Below are 18,544 nucleotides of genomic sequence, written 5' to 3'. Positions count from 1 at the left end.
TACTTAACCAGAACAGGTAAGCGATGTAGGCTTTTTGTCCACTAGGTGGTTTGAATGCCGCTTTTATTGAAAGAACTAGTAATTAAGGAAAGTAATGGCAACACATAAGGTTATGGTCAAAGTATTGAGTATATTGTTCTTATTTTTCGGTTTACAACTTGCTGTAGCATCCGAAAATACATCCTCAAAAATATTATCCGAAACGGTGAATGTGATGCGTAGCCAATATGGCATGGCACATATTGAAGCGACGAGTTTGTACGGGTTAGCCTATGGTAATGCGTATGCTCAAGCTCAAGATCATATTTGTATTTTAGCCGATGGATATTTACGTAATAGAGGACAGCGCGCTGAGTATTTGGGTCCAGATCGACAGCTTAACGATAACGCACATGTTATTTCCGATTTTGGTTATCGCATTTTGGACGTCTACGGACGAACTCAACGACATTACTCTGAGCTTTCCGATGACACACAAGCTTTAGCTGAAGGGTTTGCCGCTGGTTATAACCATTTTTTAGCTGAGGTGAATTTAGGTCATGAAAAATTGGGAAAAGAGTGCTTAGGTGCATCATGGGTGATGCCGATTGACGCAGTGGATGTTGTGGCGGGTATATTATCGCTGGGGATACAAAGTAGCTCAGGACGCTTTGTTCCTGCTTTTGTTCAAGCCCATCCGGGGGAGCAAGATGAGTGGCGGCCTTATCTGGTTAAAAATATGGTGAGAAATTCATGGGAAATGAATCTCGTCCAAACTGACTTTTCAATACCAGAACATCAACAGGGCTCGAATGGTTGGGCACTCGGTAAAGAAAAAACTAAAAATAGTCGTGGGATTGTGATGGCGAACCCTCATTTTCCGTTTAACGGTAATTTTAGGTTCTGGGCCAATCAGGCAACGGTAACAGATCGGATAAATGCAATGGGGGCATCAATTATAGGATTTCCAGGCCCTGTTAATATAGGTTTTAATGACTCATTAGCTTGGACTCATACGTTTTCAGCCGCGAAACATGCGGTGTTTTATCGTTTGTCACTGAAGCCTAATGATAAGCTCAGTTATGAATTAGATGGACAATGGCAAACCATCGAATCACGCGATATTGATATTCAGGTAAAAATAGGTAATGGCACACAAACGCTCAGAAAAACAGTTTTTTACACAGATATCGGCATCGTTATTGAGGATAGTAAACGCTTCCCTTGGGATGATCAGTTTGTGTATGTGTTAAAAGATGCCAACTTAGATAGCTTTGACTCAATAGACCATTGGTTAGCAATGAATGAAGCAGATGATTTGGCTGAGTTTAAACAAACATTTCAAGATCTTGATGGCATGATGTTTAATAACACATTGATGGCTGATAAGGATGGAAATACATTCTACATTGATGACTCCAACGTGCCTTTGTTGTCATCAAAGGCGATTACCTTTTTGAAAACGGATCCAATCAGCGCAAACACCTTTGCAAGATCGGGGTTAATTGTATTACCCGCAAAAGAGCGTAGCTTCATTTTTAATGCAGAGGTGGAGTTTGAACATGCCCCACAGTTAGAGCGAAATGATTACGTGCAAAACTCAAATGATTCCTATTGGTTAACCAATGCTTTAGAACCACTAGTGGAGCACTCACCGTTATATGGCAAGTTTGCTGTGATGCAATCAATGCGTACACGACTTAGCCTCGATATGTTGTCTAATCGAGCAGGCCAAGATGGCAAGTTCACTATTGCTGAAGTGGAGCATGCCCTGTTGGACAATAGTACATTCTTCTCGCGTTTTAAATCTGATTTGCAAACTGCTTGCATCCTATTTGCGGGTCAAGTCGCTGGGAATGTGGACGCTGCATGCCGTGCAGTGACCTTATGGGATGGAATGTTTAATTTAGACTCTAAAGCGGCGCATTTAATCAATGAATTAGTATATATGATTGATTTAGAAGCAGACTTTAATGTGAAATTTGATTCCAAAGATCCAATTAACACGCCTAGAGATTTAGTGAAAAACAGTGATATTTTGAAACGTTTAGCGGTCGCAGCTGAATTGGTTACAAGTGCAGGTTTTGCGTTAGACGCTAAGTGGGGAGATGTGCAGTATTTACAAAAAGACGCACGTCGGATCCGCTGGCCTGGAGCTACCCATCATGTTGGAGGGTTTAATATTTATGCTGCAAGTAACCATATGGATATGACGTCATTTTCGCCATCTGTACGTGCGGGAGTTAATAACCCTCTTACCAAAGCTCCAACTTGGTCAGGGTTAAATCAAGATGGTATTCCCGTACATTTTGGATCAAGTTGGATGATGGTGGTGGGGTTTGAAAGTACAGGTCCAAAAGCGCGAGGCTTATTGAGCTTTTCCCAATCAACTTTAGCAGGATCAAAGCACTTTACTGATCAGAGTTTGCAGTACAGCCAAATGCAACAATTGGTTGATTTGCCTTATAGGAGAGAAGACTTAGCTAAGCAGCTAAAAAGTAAAATCACATTAAAGATAGAAAAAGACTAAAAATCTTTCATTGTCGAGCGTCACAAAGCCATTAGTCGCAAATGATTTTTAGGAAACACGATGAGTTTTGACAACGAGAATGGCACTTTTAAAGTACTTATGAATCACGAAGAGCAGTATTCACTTTGGCCGAGTTATAAAAGTGTTCCTGGTGGTTGGAAAGATGTCGGCATTGAAGGCAGTAAGGATACATGTTTAACGTATATTAATGAAAACTGGACCGATATGCGTCCAGCTAGCCTACGTGAAGCAATGGCTAAGTAAAGTCAAATTAGTAGTGATATAAAACGGTATGGTAGTCGTACGCTGTGTTTATATCGCTACTACATAAGACATAATCTATTGTTTTGTATTCAAATCTTACACATTCCTACCAATAACATAGCCAGTTAATTTTCTAATGGAGCCTGATATGTCAGCCATTACCATCATGGATTATTTAGCTCAGCATGCTGAGCAAACCCCCGATCGCGTTGCACTCATTTGTGTTGATCGGAAGCAACGTACTTCTTGGACATATCATGCTTTGTACCAACGCTGTATCTGGTTAGCTAACCACATTCACACACAAGCAAAAGCGGGAGATCGCGCATTAATATTAATGGATTCTGGTATTGACTATGTGTCGAGTTTTTTTGCATGTCAATACATAGGTGTAACCGCCATTCCGAGTTTTCCGCCAGAATCGACAAAAGAGCAGCATATTGCTCGAACCGTTGGCATTGCAGAAGACTCTCAAGCCGCTGTTGTATTAACGACGACACGCTTTGCTGAGACGGTGCATGCAATGGTAGAACAAACAAGCAATAGCACCATGTTAGTGGTTGATACATTGGATGAATCGATCGCCCAAGTACAAAGGTATGACGCTTGTGAAAATGATATCTCATTTTTACAGTACACCTCAGGATCGACAGCGAAGCCAAAGGGGGTGATGGTCAGTCACCGCAATTTAATAGCGAATGAACGAGCAATAGCGGAAGTCATTGAAACATCTGCTGAAGATGTATTCGTGAGTTGGTTGCCGTTGTTCCATGATATGGGCCTTATTGGTGGTTTATTACAACCTGTATTCTCGGGCTTTCCGTTAGTTTTGGCATCTCCGCGTTACTTTATGGAGAAGCCAGTACGCTGGTTAGAGTTAATCAGCGAGTATAAAGGCACTATCTCTGGTGGGCCTGATTTTGCCTTTCGGTTATGCCTGGAGCGTATTAAAGACAAGCAAAGAGCCGCGTTAGATTTATCCAGTTGGCGCGTTGCATTTTCAGGTGCAGAGCCGATCAGGCATGACACCTTGTATGACTTTGCGGACAGTTTTAGCGTTAATGGTTTTAAAGAAGAGGCATTGTATCCTTGCTATGGTTTAGCGGAAGGGACGCTGTTAGTGACGGGGAGTAAAGCGGGAGCTGGCGCACAAATTGAGGCATTTTGTAATAACGCGTTAAGTGCAGGAAAAGCGCGTCAGGTAGTACCACAAGATAATCGCAATAGTCATGAGTATAGTCACCAAGTGAGCTGTGGGTATACACCTTCGAAGCATACATTGAGAATTACCAATGTGAATACCCTTGCCAAGGTAGATGATGGAACTATTGGTGAAATTTGGGCCGCTGGACCAAGTATTGCTGTTGGATATTGGCAAAATGCACAAGCAACCGCGGATACTTTTGTTGAGTTAGATGGCAAGCGTTGGCTAAGAACTGGTGATGTGGGCTACATTTTCGAAGGGCAGCTGTATATTTCAGGTCGGCAAAAAGACTTGATCATTATGAATGGCCACAATATTTATCCGCAAGATATTGAACGTGCGATTGAGGATAGCCTGCAATTTGTACGCAAGGGTCGCGTATCTGCATTTCCAGTCAAAAGTCATGAAAGTGGAGAAGGGATAGGGCTGGCAATCGAAACCAGCAATAGTTATCGCAATGACACCGCAGAGCAAGTCACAGCACAAATCGTTCGTGATTTTATTATCAGTGAATTTAAGGTTGCTCCAAAATTATTACTGTTGCTTGATCAAGGAGGGTTACCAAAAACGTCGAGCGGCAAGCTACAGCGTAGTGCGTGTTTAAAATTACATTTACAAGACTCATTGCCAAGCTATGGTGTATTTGACCAACACCAGTTACAGATGTTGGAAAATGGGGCTCCAAGTGACATAACACTGTGGAATGAAGATGAGCAACGGCTGGTTGATATTTGGCAGCAAGTATTGCGTTATCCTGTGCGCAGCAAAGACGCAGACTTCTTTGCATTGGGTGGTAACTCAATTAAAGCAACGCAATTGTTAGCGCAGGTTCAGCAGCAATTTAACTGTTACATCGAACCGGCAAGCGTTTTTGAAGCCACTCGATTTGGTGCCTTTTATGACCTAGTGACACATGCCAGACAACAAACATTACATGATATTACAGTGTTAAATGTTACCGAAGCCCCATTGAGTGCACAGCAGTTGAGACAGTGGTTCTTGTGGCAATTACAGCCTAAAAGTAACGCGTATCATATTGGTGGAATGTTTGACTTAGCAGGGCAGATAGATGTTTCACTGTTTCAAGCAAGCTGTGAAATGTTGTTGCTACAACACCCAATACTAACACACCGTTATTATAAGACGAGCGCCAGTCAAGTGGTGCAAACCCCGCAAAAGCAATCTCTAAATTGGCGTTATGTGGATTTAAGTGCCAGCGCTCAATCGGCCTTGCAATGGACAACAGAGTTTAATCAGCAGCCTTTTAATTTATCACAAGGTGAAAATTGCCGTATCGCTTTAATTAAAACGTCGGAACATACTTTTCACTGGGTAATTATTTTACACCATATCGCGGGCGATGCCTGGTCATTTGATCTAATGCTAGAAAGCGTCGTGCAAAATTATATTCGCTTAAGCGAAGGTGAGCGTGAAAGTGCGATAACGAGTAATGCAATTGCATATGGTGACTATGCAAGCTGGCAGCAAGGTTGGCTCGCATCAGGTGAGGCGCAAGCTCAATTAGAGTATTGGCAAGCACAGTTAATGCAAACAGGAGATGAAGTATTACTTGTACCTGATAAACCGCGCTCAGGTAATCAAGCCTCTCCAATGCAGACAACCACATTGTCGTTAGGTCATGTGCAAGTTGAACAACTGCAAAAGCGTGCACATCAGCAAGGGGCAAGCTTGTTTATGTTGCTGTTGAGTGCATTACAAGTTCTGTTTTATCGACGTACAGGGTTGGCCGCACCGCGCATCGGAGTACCGATTGCTAATAGAAACCAAAATGCGTTACAGCGCTTGGTCGGTTACTTTATTAATACACAAGTTTATACTGCGCGATTACATTCTCAGATGTCATTTAATGATGTTTTACAGCAATGTAAGTCGACCTCAATTGCCGCGCAAAAAAACCAATTGTTACCGTTTGAACGATTAGTTGAAGTGATTAACCCAGTACGAAATCTCGGTGAAACCCCTTTATTCCAGGTGATGTTTAACCATGTAGAGCATGACTTTTCAATACTGTCGAGCTTGCCTGACGCTGAGTTGGTACAGGTGCAGCCATTGCAGTCCTTGGCACAATTTGATGTGAGCTTAGACTCAAGGTTAATGGCCAATGGACAGCTACATATCGAGTTTCAATATGCCGAAAATTTGTATCACCATGAAACAATAGAGAGTCTAAAAGAAAGCTTTGCGGTATTACTTGAACAGCTAAGTCAATCATCGGTGCCGTCAATTTCAGAGGTTACATTATTGTCGAAAGAGAAACATGCAGCTCTTTTAACACTAGGTAAAGGTGAAAAACAAGTAGCGCCAGATAGACACTGGTTGGTCACTGTAACTGACATTGCGCAACGAGAGCCAGAGCGAACTGCACTGGTATTTCAGGACGCACATTATAGCTATAGTTGGTTGGAGCGACACAGTAATGCGCTTGCCGATATTTTATTAAGCAATAATGTGAAAGCGGAATCGGTTGTGGGTGTGATGTTGGCACGGACACCAAATATGCTGGCGTCAATTTTAGCGATTTTAAAGGTGGGTGCTGCATACTTGCCTTTAGATAGGGCATTTCCCGCTGAAAAATTGCAACACATGCTTGATGATAGTGGTTGTGTCGTTATTTTTAGTGAGCACCAAGAATGTACACTGCAATTTGCGGGTACTTGGCTTGCGCCAACTGCGTTATTGGTAAATGGTGACTTGAACATGACCGCGCCAAATATCGCGGTGCACCCGCAGCAAACAGCGTATTTAAATTACACGTCGGGATCAACGGGTAAGGCTAAGGGAGTAGCGATCCCTCATGGACCTCTAGCACAGTATATTGAATCTGCTGTGGAGTTTATTCGATTACGAGAAAGTGATGTGGTACTGCAATTTGCCACCGCGAATTTTGACGCATTTGTTGAACAAGTTTTCCCTACCTGGTGCGTTGGTGGGGCCATTGTGTTGCGCGATGATAGTTTGTGGGACGCTAAAAAACTACTGACGCAGGCACAAAAACATCATATTAGCGTAATGGATTTGAGCGCAGCGTATTGGCGTACAGTGGCTAAATCATGGGCTCAAATGGCAACATCCCAAGGGTCGTTAATTTTACCTCAGTTGCGTCAAGTGCATTCTGGCGGAGAGGCAATGTCACTGGCTGCAATTCAAGATTGGCATGCTGCGGGGTTGAGTCACGTTAAGTTATTGAATACCTATGGGCCAACGGAGGCGCTCGTTGAGGTGGCGATTTATGATTGTGCGCAGTTACGTCATAACACCCGTGAACAAGAGGCGGTGCCGCTTGGTCGCCCACTTGCCGGACGCCAGCTATACGTCTTAGACGAACAATTGGATTTAGTGTGTGATGGACAAGTTGGAGAGCTTTACGTCGGAGGTGCGCAACTAGCACGAGGTTATTGGCAACGTGCAGCGCAAACAGCGCAGGTATTTGTTGCGGATCCATACGCAGATGAATTGGGTGCGAGAATGTATGCAACCGGAGATCTTGTGAGTTGGCGTGACGGACAACTTCACTACCATGGTCGTCGAGACCATCAAGTCAAAGTGCGCGGCTTTAGAGTTGAACTGAGCGAGATAGAACATGTACTAGCAACGCTTCCAGACGTTGAATTTGCGGTTGTTGTACCACGAGAGAGTGAGCACGGTACTCGTCTTTGTGCATATGTTGCAAATGCACAAGGGAATGTGACGAGCAAGCAAATTAAACACGTATTGAAAAACCAATTACCTAGTTACATGGTACCTGAGCATATTGAGGTTGTGGCTGAGCTGCCGATCAATTCGAGTGGTAAAGTTGATCGTCAAAACTTACCAGTGCTGACAGACCTATCAACAGGACACACCATCACGCCAGCCAGTAATGCAATGGAACAGTATATTCATGAGATCTGGGCGAAACAATTACGTCAGACTCAAATAGACCGCAATGCTAACTTTTTTGATATTGGTGGGCATTCTTTATTGTTATTGGCGGTACATGGGGACTTACAGGTCGATCACCCCAATTTAGAGGTAACAGAACTGTTTACCTATCCAACGATAGCAGGTTTAGCTGAAGCACTTCAGAGCACTAACACACAGATAAAATCACAGCAGCAACCTAACAGAGAAAAACAACGACGCGGTATGGGCGCAATTGCTGCACGTCGTCGTAAAGTGACAGGATCTTAATAATGAATGATATGACCCAAGAGCAGCAAATAGAATATAGCAGCGTAGATATTGCCATTGTAGGCATGGCGGGACGTTTTCCTGATGCAAGTAATGTTGATGAGTTATGGCGAAATGTGGCGAACCAGCACTGTAGTATTACGCCATATAGTGATGCACAGTTGCGAGAGGCGGGTGTAGACTCGGACGTCCTTTTAGACCCTGACTATGTGAAAGCCGGCATCCCATTTTCGGGTATGAGAGAGTTCGATGCTGGTTTTTTTGGTTATAGCCCAAAAGAAGCAGAGCAACTTGATCCACAACAGCGCATATTTCTGCAAACATGTTGGCATGCACTTGAAAATGCAGGTGTCATGCCAAGCTCAGATAATTTGACCGGCGTGTTTGCTGGATGTGGTGTACCCAGTTATTTGTTGCAAAACTTATTATCAAATAACACCCAAAATGATATTACCAGCTTATTAGCATTGACCAATGGTAATGACAAAGATTCATTGGCGACTCGCGTAAGTTATGAATTAAATCTTAAAGGTCCATCTGTAACAGTACAAACTGCGTGTTCTACGTCACTTGTCGCGGTTCACATGGCATGTCGTTCGTTACAGAACTTTGAAAGTGATGCCGCACTGGCTGGCGGTGTTTGGTTAAATCTTGCTGCAGATCAAGGCTATCATGCTCCTGTAGGGGGGAGTTTATCACCGACTGGACAGTTAAGTGCATTTTCAGAAAAGGCGGATGGCATTTTAATCGGCAGTGGCAGCGCTGCGGTGGTGCTAAAGCGTATGGAAGATGCATTGCACGCAGACGATAATATTTTGGCTGTGATCAGAGGGTCGGCGATCAATAATGATGGCAAAGATAAAATAGGATATACCGCGCCGAGTGTAACCGGGCAAGCCAATGCTGTAAGCGCTGCGCTGGCGTTCGCTGACGTAGAGCCGGATTCAATTGGATACATTGAAGCGCATGGTACAGGCACAAAGTTAGGAGATCCGATTGAGATAGCTGCATTACGTCAAGCCTACCAGTCAAATGCGACGCAATATTGTGCCATTGGATCGATTAAAGCCAATATTGGCCATTTAGACTCGGCCGCAGGGGTTACAGGCTTGATCAAGGCGGTGCAAGCTTTACGGCACAAGCAGCTACCACCGAGTATTCATAGCGAGCCTGCCAACCCTGCAATTAATTTCGCTGACAGTCCATTTTACGTTAATACCGCTTTAAAAGCATGGGATAGCAATGGACCTCGCAGAGCCGCCGTAAGTTCTTTAGGGATGGGTGGCACCAATGCACATGTGATTTTAGAAGAGTACGAGTCTACATCACAGACCAAAGATGACGATAATAAAGTGCGCACGCCTTGGTATATATTACCCATTAGCAGTACTACCCGTGAGGGGTTGGAAGCACAAGTGGCTGCCGTTCAAAAAACGTTAGTTGCTCAGCCTAGTCGTTTGCGTGAAACAGCTGCACAATTGCAGCATAAACGTGCAGCACTTGCTTATCGAAAAGCATTTGTAGTACGAGATCATGAGCAAGCAGTATCTTTATTGAGCCGCGAAGTGGTTGCTAAGAAAGTTTCAGATGTTCGTGTTGGTTTGATGTTTTCAGGGCAAGGTTCGCAATATGTGACAATGGCGCAACCATTACTACAGCACAACCCTACTTTTAAAGCCGCATTCGATGCAGTTGTGGGCTGCTTTTCTGCCACTTTGCAAGCACAACTATTGACCGTCTTCATGCCTGAAGATGATCAAGTACTAGCGGCTAATCAGTTATTAAATCAAACACGTGTAACGCAACCAGCCTTGTTTGTTGTTGGGTATGCGATGGCAAAAACGTATCAAGATATCGGGTTAAAAATTACGACAATGCTTGGCCACAGCATTGGTGAGTATGTGGCTGCATGTTTGGCAAATGTTATGTCGTTAAACACAGCTGTAACATTGGTTACTGCCAGAGGTGAAACGTTACAAAGCATGGCACCTGGCACCATGCTATCAGTCGTAGGCGATGAGCAATCACTCAGACCATATTTGACTGACGCGTTAGATATTGCGGCATTGAATAGCCCAACAAATACCGTTGTATCAGGAACAAAAGAAGCGATTAAAGCACTCCAAACGCAATTGAAGGCACAGCAAATTAGTTGTACGCGCTTACATGTTTCTCATGCTTTTCATAGTCATTTGACTGATGCGGTATTACCGGAATTTAGGGTGGCATTAGAGCAGGTACAATTGAATGCGCCAGAAATACCATTTGTGAGTAACGTGACAGGGCAATTGATCTCAGATGAGCAGGCAACTTCAGTACAATATTGGTTAGACCATATCCGTCAGCCCGTTAATTTTGTGGCGGGCGTAGAAACGTTGGCAAACCATTGTGATGTATTTATTGAGGCTGGACCTGGGGATACACTACAAAAATTAGCACGGCAGTGTACTATTTCTGATGAACTTACTGTATTACATTCAATTGCGCATGTCAGAGAGGTTAAAGAGCCTATAGCGCCCTTTGCAAAAACTGTCGCTACATTATGGCAGTTAGGTATGACACTTGATTGGCAGCGTTGTGGTGAGCTTATCCCCAGAGGGGAAAATATTTTACCTGAATATCAATTTAGTAATAATGAATATTGGGTAGAAGCAAAATCTACGGATCACTCTATCAACGTCAATAACGTGGAATTACCCCTGCATAAGCCGCAGCTATTGCAGCCAGTTTGGCAGCAAAAACCTTTGATTTCGGATACTGGTAACTTAGCTGAACAACACTTTTTACTCTTGGCTTCTGACTCAGAGGTCTGTAGTACGATTAGTCATGGTTTGGTGGAACGAGGTGCTCAGGTAACCACCCTTTGGTATTTGGAACACGGTAGTGAACAAGGTGTGAGTGTGCAAGAAAATGGGCATGTTCATTTCGACTATAGTAACGCTGAACATTGGATTCAGCTACAAACATTGCTATCACAGCAGCCTGTCGTGACACACTTTATTGATGCGCGCTTTCTGGATGTAGCAAAGCCGCACGATGCGCTGGGGTATCATCGGTTATTACCCTTAGTACAAAATTTGGTTAATACCTTTAATATTCGGTTAAGTGTATTGGCGACAGAGTTATTTTCGGTGTTAGCTGATGAAACTTTATCACCAGAGAAATCAACGTTACTGGGGTTAACTCGGGGCTTGCCACTCGAGCATCAAATATCGACTCGAGTGTTTGAATTTAGCGCGGCAAACTTATCTCTTTCAGATAATCTATTGAGCCAGGTGGTTGAAGATTTAGTCGATGCGACTGGTGATGAACACAATGAGGTGGCTTATCGTGGTAAGCAGCGTTTTGTACTCAATGAATGTGAATTGCCAGCTATGGCAAATGCGTCGATAGATGTGGGAGTCACATTCATTACGGGAGGGTTAGGAGGTGTTGGCTTACATTTAGCACAGTTTCTTGCAAGCCAAGGGCATGCTTTAGTATTGCAAACGCGTAGTGATTTTGCCCCGGCTTCACAATGGCAGGCATTGGCAGAAAACAGTGACACAGATGATAAATTACGTGCTCAGCTAACCACATTACTAGCCTTACAAACACAAGTTGAGGTTGTGGTGGTTACCGCTGATGTACTTGATATTGCACAATTAACACAATCAGTGAAAAAAGCAGAGCAGCAAGTTGGTGCAATTACTCATGTGATCCATAGTGCGGGTTTACCTGGTGGTGGTTTTATTCGTACGATGCATTTAGATCAAGCCCAACTGACTTTATCGGCGAAGGTGGAAGGTACGCAAAACCTATTAACCATTTTCAATCATCATAACTTGCAGCAATTTGCGGTGTGTTCTTCTTTAGCCTCGGTATTAGGCGCATACGGTCAAAGTGACTACTGTGCTGCGAATGTTTATCTAGATACTTTGGCACATCAATCCCACCGTTTTCCCGTGGTGAGTATCAATTGGGATGCGTGGGCTAAAACTGGGATGGCTGCGAAGTTCCAATTACCCGAAGGTTTAGGGCTACAAGGAGACGCTGGAGCAGCGATGTTAGTCGACATATTCACAAGTGCTCAACCACAAGTTTATGCTGCTAGTATGAATTGGGCGCAATTGGTTCGTGTCACACGAGAAGCCGAGCAGGCTATATTAAATGCGCCAGCCAAACCAACTGGTCATGGTCGTCCAGATTTAGACACCGAATATGAAGCACCAGAGAGTGAACTAGAGCATAAGCTGGTGGCTGTATGGCGTGAGTTTCTAGGTTTTGATGAGATAGGTGTATTTGATAGCTTGTTTGCGCTAGGCGGAGATTCACTGATTGCCATTCAGATGTTGGCTAAGGTGAAGCAGCAGTTTTCAATTGAATTAGAGCCGGCTGAATTTTTTGAAGACCCGAGCATAGATAATTTGGCGTACATCATTGAAGGGAAGTTAATCGAGCAACTTTCGGAATAAGCGTACCCCGTAAGCCCAAGCCAAATCGGTTTGGGCTTTTTGTAACATCAACTCAGAGGTGAAAATGAAAAAACAACGGCCTATGAATTTAGCAATACAGACCATGGCTCTGCCGATTACTGCTTATGCATCAATTCTACATAGGATCAGTGCCGTGGTGATGTGGGTTGGCTTTGCTTTTTATTTACCAACTTTATGGTATTCACTACAATCTCCAGAAAATTTTGCTTTATTGCATGCATTACGTGATGAAAGTACGATTATCCAGCTATTCTTATGGGCTTTTTTGACCGCAATGGGATATTACTTATGCGGCGGTGTTAAGCACTTAATTCAAGAGGCAGGGCATTTTGAGAGCTTAGAAGGTGGGGCGCAAATTTCATGGGCATGTATTGCTATCGGCGTATTACTGAGTATGTTATCAGGGGTATGGATATGGCTATGATAAATTTATCCGGCACACAGCAATGGATCTTACAGCGCATTTGTAACGTGATCATTATTTTGTTTGTGGCGGCGATGATCGGGTATTTGGTGTTTTGTGGGCCAATTACATTTTTGATGTGGTCATCCCTGCACGGTGCACTGTGCTTTAAAATGATCGCGACAGTGGTACTTACGGCAACCATGATGAATGGTATTTTAGCCGCTTGGCAAATCGCTGGAGACTACATCAAAGGGGGTTTTAACACACTTTTTAATATCATTTTGGTTGCGCTTAACCTCGGATTATGGGGTTTTGGCCTAGGCTTGCTCTGGGGTGGTATTACGATGTAATTTAATCAGCTGCATAGGTGTAATGTCAAAGTGCTTTTTAAAGGCGGTAATAAAATTGCCCACATGCGTATATTTTGCTAAATATGCAGCTTCTCCTATCGTTAAACCTTCTATGAGTAATGCTTTTCTGGCTTTTTCTAAGCGCTTTATTTTGACGTATTGTTTTAACGTGGTGTTGAAACTGCGTTTAAAATTTCGCTGTAATGTACTGATGCTAACGCCTAACTGTTCGGCAATGTCAGTGAGGGTAAAGTCTTGCTCTAAAAGTAATAATAATGCGCTCAGCTTAGCCTCACTGGCTTGAACAGGTGCGTGTGAATAGTGTGCTTGATTTGGTTTTGAATCAGGGTGATAAAATTGGCTAATCACATTATACAATAATGCGAGAGCGTGTTGCTCTAACAATAGCGGGGCCAAAAATGGTGTGCTGTCATCATGATTAGCAATGGTTTTGGCTTGTTGGAGTAGCAAGGGAGTGAGTGGTGTAATATAGACATGTTGAGAATGAAAAAGCTGCTTGTCTATTTGCTGACAGGCTTGTTCACTGGCCATCTTTTGTAAAAACCAGCTGCGCTCACAGCTGAGGGTGACTTTTTCTACAGGCTGCCCATCCTGCATAAAACGGGTAAAAATATCTTGTTTGTTGACTATATTAACAAAGGCAACAGGCCCCTTATCAGCACTAAAGTGATAACGTTTTTGTGCCACTCTAAACGACACAGCTCCCGCTAATAATACTGTTATATGGCAGCCTGCGGGTAAGATAGCACTGCTACTGGTATTACTATTTTCTATGATATTAGCGCGGTGTAAATAACACCCTTTTTGTAACTCTATGAAGCTTAAATGACCCTGTGCTACGCGTGTTTGCTGAGATGGCGAGTGTTGACGGGACTCTAAGCCAATTTTTTGTAAGGCATAAGATAGATCATCGGCATAAATACAAGTTGTCACAACGTCAATCCTTATTGATGTTTTTGCAAATAAGTTAGACGATTTTGCAAAATAGAACAGCAAATATCAACCTGTAATCTATGTACAATATTGATATTAATTCTTATTTACATTTAAGGGATGTTGTATGTTGATTTTAGCGGCTCAACAAATGGGTTTTCGCAAAACGGGCCTAACGTTAGCTTTAGCAAGTGTATTTATCGCGCCATCAGTGTACGCAACGGCTGATAATATAGAGAAAATCGCCGTGTGGAGTACGCAAGTTAAAACGTCAGCGCTTTACTTGCAAGAGCAAGATATTGCCGATAAACAAGCAGATCATATTTCTGATTTACTGCGCAGCATCCCAGGTATTGATGTGGGCGGCGCACACTCTTTAAATCAACGTATTACGATTCGTAGTATGGATGATAAAGATCTGAAAATTTCCATTGATGGTGCAGCGCAAAATTCTTATATGTACCATCACATGGGGAATTTACAGATCCATGCAGATATTCTTAAATCAGTGGATATTGAAACAGGCACAAATTCGGTTATAAATGGTGGCTTAGGTGGCGCTGTACGGTTTGAAACAAAAGAAGCCGCCGATTTGTTAGCACCTGAAGCTTCTGTAGGTGGGCGAGTATCGGCTGGTGTGGCAAATAATGCAGGGCATAATTTTTCTTTGACAGGTTATGGGGTCTTGACTGAACAGCTAGATTTCTTGGCGTATTATAATCAAGTCACACGAGACAACTACGATGTGGGTGGCGGAGAAATTACCGATCAAACTGGTGGGGCCATAGCGGGCACCGATGGCACTGTCCGAGGTCTTGAGGGGGATGTGAATGATGCATTACTTAAGGTCGGCTGGAACATCGATGTTAATCAGCGACTGGCGTTGAGCTATGAGACCTATGAGGACAAAGGTCATTATAGCTACCGCCCTGATATGGGGCTGGCAACTGACCTTGTGTTTGAGAAAGGGTTAGGTACGCCTTTGTTATGGCCTACAGAGTTTACTCGTGACACGCTTACTTTAAGCTATGATTTAGAGTGGGGCCAAGGCTCTGCCTTAACTGTGAGTATATTTAGCAATGTCAGTGAACTTTACCGAGATGAAGCCGGTTGGGCACTTTCACCGAGTCCGCGTTTTAGGGGGAATGCGGGTCAAGTCACTGGGGAGGCAAAAAATAGTGGGTTGAATCTCATAGCTCAGACGCCGTTTGAGGCGCTTTTTTCACGTGAAAGCCATCTCATCACTTATGGGGCTGATTACCTTAAACATGAAACGGATTTCCATAAATTGGCCCCAGATAACACGCTCAGTCAATCACAAGAAGAAGCTAAAAATTTAGCGCTGTTTGTGCAGGATCGCATTGAGTTCGATAGTGGCTTGGTGATCATGCCAGGTATACGCCATGATAGTTATAAGATTGATTCAAAAGTGATCACCAACGACTTTACCGAGTTGTCTTTGTCGCTTGCAGCGGAATACCATCTAACCGAGAATTTCTTGATTAAGATCAGTAGCACGGAACTATTTAAAGGACCTGAGATTGGCGAGGTGTTCGCTGGCGCAGGCCTTAGGGATAGTGAAAATAATGACATTGAAGCTGAAACGGGGCTTAACACAGAACTGGCGATTGCTTATCAACGGACGATAGGTGACTCAATCACTTGGTCGGCAGGGGTGACTGCTTTTTCAACGCATATAGATAACTATATTTACGATAGTGCAATGAAACCACAGCCAAAACATCGCTGGGATCAATGGAAGGATAATATCGGTGATATGCAGATTGATGGCTTTGAAGCGTATTCTGAATTTACTCATAGACGGCTATCAATTCAATTTACCTATGCTCAATCGAATAGTGATTTGTCGGCATTTTCGCATTATGAAGTATTAGATGGCTCACGATTAGAGCGAGAGCAAGGCGATACAATTACGACGCGTGTGGCTTACCAATTCGAGCGTTATGACCTTGATGTTGCTTGGGAAGGTATGATGGTTGGCGGTGTGGCTGAAGGGCAATTTTTAGGTGGCCCTAGTATTAACAGTGAAAAGCGCAGTTATACGGTACACAATTTGTCGGTGCATTGGACGCCACAGACGATAAATGCACTGCACCTTCGAGTTGGCATTGACAATGTATTCGATGAATTTTATGCCTCTCAGTCATCTAAAACAGGCGTGACTGGCCACCCATTAGCGGGCGAAAAGGGGTTGTTTTTAATGGATTACGAACCAGGGCGTAACATAAAAGCCAGTGTTGCTTATCAGTTTTAAGGGATTTTAAGTTGTTTAACTAGGGGCTGTTGATCTTTGCTGTTCTATTTTTGTTCTCTTTGAGCGTGCTTTTATCGCGGCGCTTAATGTGTGGCTTAGTGATCTAAGCGAATATTAAGCAACAAAGAGAAAAGGGTGCTCAAAAGAACCAGTAGGCAGCGCTTGATTGGCTTTTCTACTATGTTATCGGCTGACTCACATGGAATAACCATGCTACGCAGCCTCTGCCTTGTATAAAAGCCAATCAAACTGCTGCAAAAATGAACCTGAAAGATCAACAGCCCCTAAAAGTGTTTCCTACAATAACCCATGCATTGAGCGCCCGTCTTGATGCATGGGTTTTATCTTAATCCAAGTTACCTATTATGCCGTCGAGCAGGTGATCAATATTGATAATGAGTAACAAAATAACACACGCACTGGCACGCATCGCAGATTTTATGCCTGTATTGGTCTAGTGAGATTGATGTGTGGAGCGTATCAATAGAGCACAGAGTAAGTAACCTCAGCTCTGGATAAGCGAATTTGCCCAATAAAGCTATTTTTCTCACGCTCGGCGTTGCTTTCATTTGTAATAACCCGCTATTACTGCATAAAAACGCCTTGATATTGAACAAAATATTATCATTGGATTGTACGTAAGTTTGTTTTCAAAACACTTTTTATTCCAAAACCCTTATCCAAATCTGAGGTTAAGTAAATATTTACCTGAGTACAGCGTCTGATGATGGGACAGTGTAATTCGTAACAGGTGAGTTATGGGTTTAAAAAAGTACAAAAAAATGGGTGATGAGACTATGGGTAGATTAAAACTAGTATATGTGTGCTCCTTGCGTAATGCTGCGGCAGATATGGCGGGTAGAATGATTGCATATAAAGATGAAACACGTTACATGACCTCACCATTAGAGCATCTAGTGATGCAGCTAAATAGCAGTGATTTGGGGGAGCTGTATGAGTTGAGCGGCGTTATTTTTGACGACGATTTAACACACTCGCTTGATAGTCAAAAATTGCAAGACTACGGAACATCGAGGGTGGCTGGTAACGGTGAATGGATTTATCCTGAAACGCTCAAAGTGGGTAATACGCCTGTCGATGAGCTGTTATGTTGCGTACCTTCAAGTTACCGTAAGTTGCCAAAAGGGTCACAACTATGGCGAGAAGGAAAGCGAGATTTTGAGCTGCGATTAGAAAGTAAGCTGGATGAGTTGGATGCTGATGTGGTGTTGTTAGATGGATTGATTGTTATTTTGGATCAATTGGCGAGTGAAGAGAGTGCTTACGCAAAGCGTATTGTTAATATTCACCCAGGGATCACAAAAGATGACTCTGTTTATCAGCGCAGAGGTGCAACTGCTACACTGGATGCCCTGTATGGTGCGCAAGGTAAACAGGTTATTAATTGGCAGACAATGGAAATGGTTGACACAAAAGTGATTGATAAAACGGGTGCCTCACTGCATTATGTTGATCAGGGGATTGATTCAGGTCCAGTTATTCATGATGTTCTAAATACCAAGATCACACCTACCGATACAATTTTTGAACTACGTTGGAATAACTTTCAGCAGAGTCTATTCCCAGCCATGATTCAAGGGCTTCATGTATTAGCTAAGACCAAGATAACCTCAGAAGAAAAAGTGTAACCTCATTCAAATGCCAATATTGGTGAATATAGGACCGTATCAGGCATTAATTATTGCATCATGAACACTAAATGATGCAATTTCCACTCAGACAACGCAGTATTGTATTTGTGCATTTATGGTTGCTTTTCTACACAATATGAAGTGCTGTCCATAGTGAGGCTTTAATGTTACATATTGAATTGTAATGATAAATAAAATTAGTTCCTATTATTCTTAAATTTCTCTTCATTTAGTTCGTCTGTTGGTCGGCTAACTATAATTTAG

General features: G+C 43.1%; 9 protein-coding genes. 8 read left to right on the top strand and 1 reads right to left on the bottom strand.

Features of this window, described 5'->3' with window-relative positions:
• Positions 1–94 precede the first annotated feature (94 nt).
• The 6 genes from J8L98_RS10310 to sdhD all read left to right on the top strand — a co-directional run bounded on the left by J8L98_RS10310 (position 95) and on the right by sdhD (position 13,399).
• Positions 95–2,509, top strand: coding sequence for a penicillin acylase family protein (locus tag J8L98_RS10310; protein ID WP_210996338.1), 2,415 nt, complete (start codon positions 95–97; stop codon positions 2,507–2,509).
• Positions 2,510–2,569: 60 nt separating this feature from the next.
• Positions 2,570–2,773, top strand: coding sequence for an MbtH family protein (locus tag J8L98_RS10305; RefSeq protein WP_192509029.1), 204 nt, complete (start codon positions 2,570–2,572; stop codon positions 2,771–2,773).
• Positions 2,774–2,921: 148 nt separating this feature from the next.
• Positions 2,922–8,168, top strand: a complete 5,247-nt coding sequence (locus J8L98_RS10300; RefSeq protein ID WP_210996337.1) for a non-ribosomal peptide synthetase — start codon at positions 2,922–2,924, stop codon at positions 8,166–8,168.
• Between the two features lie 2 nt (positions 8,169–8,170).
• Positions 8,171–12,622, top strand: coding sequence for a type I polyketide synthase (locus J8L98_RS10295; RefSeq protein WP_247682505.1), 4,452 nt, complete (start codon positions 8,171–8,173; stop codon positions 12,620–12,622).
• Between the two features lie 64 nt (positions 12,623–12,686).
• Complete coding sequence (gene sdhC, locus J8L98_RS10290; RefSeq protein WP_192509027.1) at positions 12,687–13,067, top strand: succinate dehydrogenase, cytochrome b556 subunit; 381 nt, start codon at positions 12,687–12,689, stop codon at positions 13,065–13,067.
• Complete coding sequence (gene sdhD / locus J8L98_RS10285; protein ID WP_210996336.1) at positions 13,058–13,399, top strand: succinate dehydrogenase, hydrophobic membrane anchor protein; 342 nt, start codon at positions 13,058–13,060, stop codon at positions 13,397–13,399. Before sdhC ends, sdhD begins: the two co-directional genes overlap by 10 nt.
• On the opposite strand, the gene J8L98_RS25170 is transcribed toward sdhD, so the two are convergent.
• Positions 13,367–14,353, bottom strand: coding sequence for a helix-turn-helix transcriptional regulator (locus J8L98_RS25170; protein WP_210996335.1), 987 nt, complete (start codon positions 14,351–14,353; stop codon positions 13,367–13,369). The genes sdhD and J8L98_RS25170 overlap by 33 nt on opposite strands.
• A 127-nt stretch (positions 14,354–14,480) precedes the next feature.
• Here J8L98_RS25170 and J8L98_RS10275 point away from each other — a divergent pair, with 127 nt between their 5' ends.
• Positions 14,481–16,628, top strand: coding sequence for a TonB-dependent receptor (locus J8L98_RS10275; RefSeq protein WP_210996334.1), 2,148 nt, complete (start codon positions 14,481–14,483; stop codon positions 16,626–16,628).
• Between the two features lie 758 nt (positions 16,629–17,386).
• Positions 17,387–18,277, top strand: coding sequence for a formyltransferase family protein (locus J8L98_RS10270; RefSeq protein WP_247682504.1), 891 nt, complete (start codon positions 17,387–17,389; stop codon positions 18,275–18,277).
• The last annotated feature ends 267 nt before the right edge of the window (positions 18,278–18,544 follow it).

Source organism: Pseudoalteromonas sp. MMG013 (assembly GCF_018100885.1).
In the GTDB taxonomy this organism is placed as follows: Bacteria; Pseudomonadota; Gammaproteobacteria; order Enterobacterales; family Alteromonadaceae; genus Pseudoalteromonas; species Pseudoalteromonas aurantia.
The sequence above is the reverse complement of the archived record's forward strand: the minus strand, read 5'-3'. Positions and strand labels throughout refer to the sequence as shown.

Excerpts from the sequence above, each read along its gene's own strand:
- J8L98_RS10270 (WP_247682504.1), top strand. The coding sequence starts at position 17,387 with ATGGGTTTAAAAAAGTACAAAAAAATGGGTGATGAGACTATGGGTAGA.
- sdhD (WP_210996336.1), top strand. The coding sequence starts at position 13,058 with ATGGCTATGATAAATTTATCCGGCACACAGCAATGGATCTTACAGCGC.
- sdhC (WP_192509027.1), top strand. The coding sequence starts at position 12,687 with ATGAAAAAACAACGGCCTATGAATTTAGCAATACAGACCATGGCTCTG.
- J8L98_RS10305 (WP_192509029.1), top strand. The coding sequence starts at position 2,570 with ATGAGTTTTGACAACGAGAATGGCACTTTTAAAGTACTTATGAATCAC.
- J8L98_RS10310 (WP_210996338.1), top strand. The coding sequence starts at position 95 with ATGGCAACACATAAGGTTATGGTCAAAGTATTGAGTATATTGTTCTTA.
- J8L98_RS10275 (WP_210996334.1), top strand. The coding sequence starts at position 14,481 with ATGTTGATTTTAGCGGCTCAACAAATGGGTTTTCGCAAAACGGGCCTA.
- J8L98_RS10295 (WP_247682505.1), top strand. The coding sequence starts at position 8,171 with ATGAATGATATGACCCAAGAGCAGCAAATAGAATATAGCAGCGTAGAT.
- J8L98_RS10300 (WP_210996337.1), top strand. The coding sequence starts at position 2,922 with ATGTCAGCCATTACCATCATGGATTATTTAGCTCAGCATGCTGAGCAA.